General features: G+C 65.5%; 2 protein-coding genes. One reads left to right on the forward strand and one right to left on the reverse strand.

Features of this window, described 5'->3' with window-relative positions:
* Positions 1-139: 139 nt before the first annotated feature.
* Complete coding sequence (locus tag C167_RS0101080; RefSeq protein WP_017516434.1) at positions 140-1144, reverse strand: NADP-dependent oxidoreductase; 1005 nt, start codon at positions 1142-1144, stop codon at positions 140-142.
* 228 nt (positions 1145-1372) lie between these two features.
* On the opposite strand from C167_RS0101080, the gene C167_RS0101085 reads away from it, so the two are divergent.
* Complete coding sequence (locus C167_RS0101085; RefSeq protein WP_017516435.1) at positions 1373-2134, forward strand: SDR family oxidoreductase; 762 nt, start codon at positions 1373-1375, stop codon at positions 2132-2134.
* Positions 2135-2234 lie beyond the last annotated feature (100 nt).

A 2234-nucleotide genomic window follows, 5' to 3' on the forward strand; every position in this document is an offset into this window, starting at 1 on the left:
CGGGGTAGACATAGAATCTCCTACAGGAACTGGGGCCAAGCGCAGGAGCGGACTTCGTCCGCGATCCGTCCGCATCGCGCCGGAAGCCATCGCGGACGGAGTCCGCTCCTACGGAAGATGCCGGCAACGCCAGCGGCGGTCAGACCTTCAGCACCAGCTTGCCGAAGTTCTCGCCGCTGAACAGTTTGGCCAGGGTTTCGGGGAAGGTTTCCAGGCCCTCGACGATGTCTTCCTTCGACTTCAGCTTGCCTTCGGCAATCCAGGTCGCCATGTCCTTGAAGCCTTCCTGGAAGCGGTGGGCGTAGTCCATCACCACCATGCCTTCCATGCGTGCGCGGTTGACCAGCAGCGACAGGTAGTTGGCCGGGCCGCGCACCGCCTCCTTGTTGTTGTACTGGCTGATCGCGCCGCAGATCACTACCCGCGCCTTGGGCGCCAGGCGGGCCAGCACGGCATCGAGGATGTCGCCGCCGACGTTGTCGAAGAACACGTTCACGCCCTTGGGGCACTCGCGCTTGAGGCCGGCGTTGACGTCCTCGGCCTTGTAGTCGATGGCGCCGTCGAAGCCCAGCTCCTCCACCAGGTAGCGGCATTTGTCCGCGCCACCGGCGATGCCCACCACCCGGCAGCCCTTGATCTTCGCAATCTGCCCGACCACGCTGCCCACCGCGCCGGCGGCGCCGGAAACCACCACGGTGTCACCGGCCTGGGGCAGGCCGACGTCGAGGAAGCCGAAGTAGGCGGTCATGCCGGTCATACCCAGCGCCGAGAGGTACAGCGGCAGCGGTGCGCGCTGGCTGTCCACTTTGTAGAAGCCCTTGGGCTCGCCGAGGAAGTAATCCTGCACGCCGAGGGCGCCGTTCACTTCGTCGCCGACCTTGAAGTCCGGGTGCTGCGAGGCGATCACCTTGCCCACGCCCAGGGCGCGCATGACGTCGCCGATGGCCACGGGGGCGATGTAGGACTTGGCATCGTTCATCCAGCCGCGCATGGCCGGGTCCAGCGAAAGGTACTGGTTCTTCACCAGGATCTGCCCCGGACCGGGCTCCCCGACCGGGGTTTCCACGTAGGCGAAGGTGTCGCGGGTGGCGGCGCCGACCGGGCGCTGGGCGAGCTGGAACTGGCGATTGATCTGGGCAGGCATGGCAGTGGACTCAGTCAGGGGGAAAGCCTAGGTGATAGTCCGCCTGCCGCGCCACGGCAAGTTCCGTCCGCCGGGGGAATGTTCGCTCATCGGTTACAGTGATCCGGGCTTGCCGGAATCATCATCGCGGTGGATGCAGCGACGTCGCCCCGCCTGATAGTGCTTCGCGCCGCTGGAGCGCTGGCTAGACTGCAGCGGTTATTTCCCAACCCGCTTCGAGGTTCGCTCATGAGTCAGCTGCTTTCCGGCCAGGTTGCCCTGGTCACTGGCGCCGGTAACGGTATCGGCCGCGCCACCGCCCAGGCCTTTGCCCAGCAGGGCGTGAAGGTCGTGGTTTCCGACGTCGACGCCAAGGGCGGCGAGGCCACCGTTGAGCTGATCCGCGCGGCGGGCGGCGAGGCCACCTTCATCCGTTGCGACGTAACCCGTGACGCCGAGGTCAAGGCGCTGGTGCAAGGCACCGTAGCTGCGTACGGCCGCCTGGACTACGCCTTCAACAACGCCGGCATCGAGATCGAGAAGGGCAAGCTCGCCGACGGCGAGGAGAGCGAGTTCGACGCCATCATGGGCGTCAACGTTAAGGGCGTCTGGCTGTGCATGAAGCACCAGATTCCGGTGATGCTGGAGCAGGGCGGCGGCGCCATCGTCAACACTGCTTCTGTCGCCGGCCTGGGCGCCGCGCCGAAGATGAGCATCTATGCGGCCTCCAAGCACGCGGTGATCGGCCTGACCAAGTCCGCCGCCATCGAATACGCGAAGAAGAAAATCCGCGTCAACGCGGTGTGTCCGGCGGTGATCGACACCGACATGTTCCGCCGCGCCTACGAGGCCGACCCGAAGAAGGCCGAGTTCGCTGCTGCCATGCACCCGGTGGGCCGAGTCGGTCGCGTCGAGGAAATCGCCTCTGCCGTTCTTTACCTTTGCAGTGACAACGCTGGCTTCACCACTGGCATCGCGCTGCCGGTGGATGGTGGGGCGACGGCGATCTGATCATTTCCAGGCGACTGTGCTGGGCGTTCCCTCTCCCCAACCCTCTCCCTGAAGGGAGAGGGGGCAGTCCTTTGCGGTGGTGAGTACGTTGCTTTACTGA

The sequence above is a fragment of the Pseudomonas nitroreducens TX1 genome (genome assembly GCF_000313755.1).
Taxonomy (GTDB): domain Bacteria; phylum Pseudomonadota; class Gammaproteobacteria; order Pseudomonadales; family Pseudomonadaceae; genus Pseudomonas; species Pseudomonas nitroreducens_A.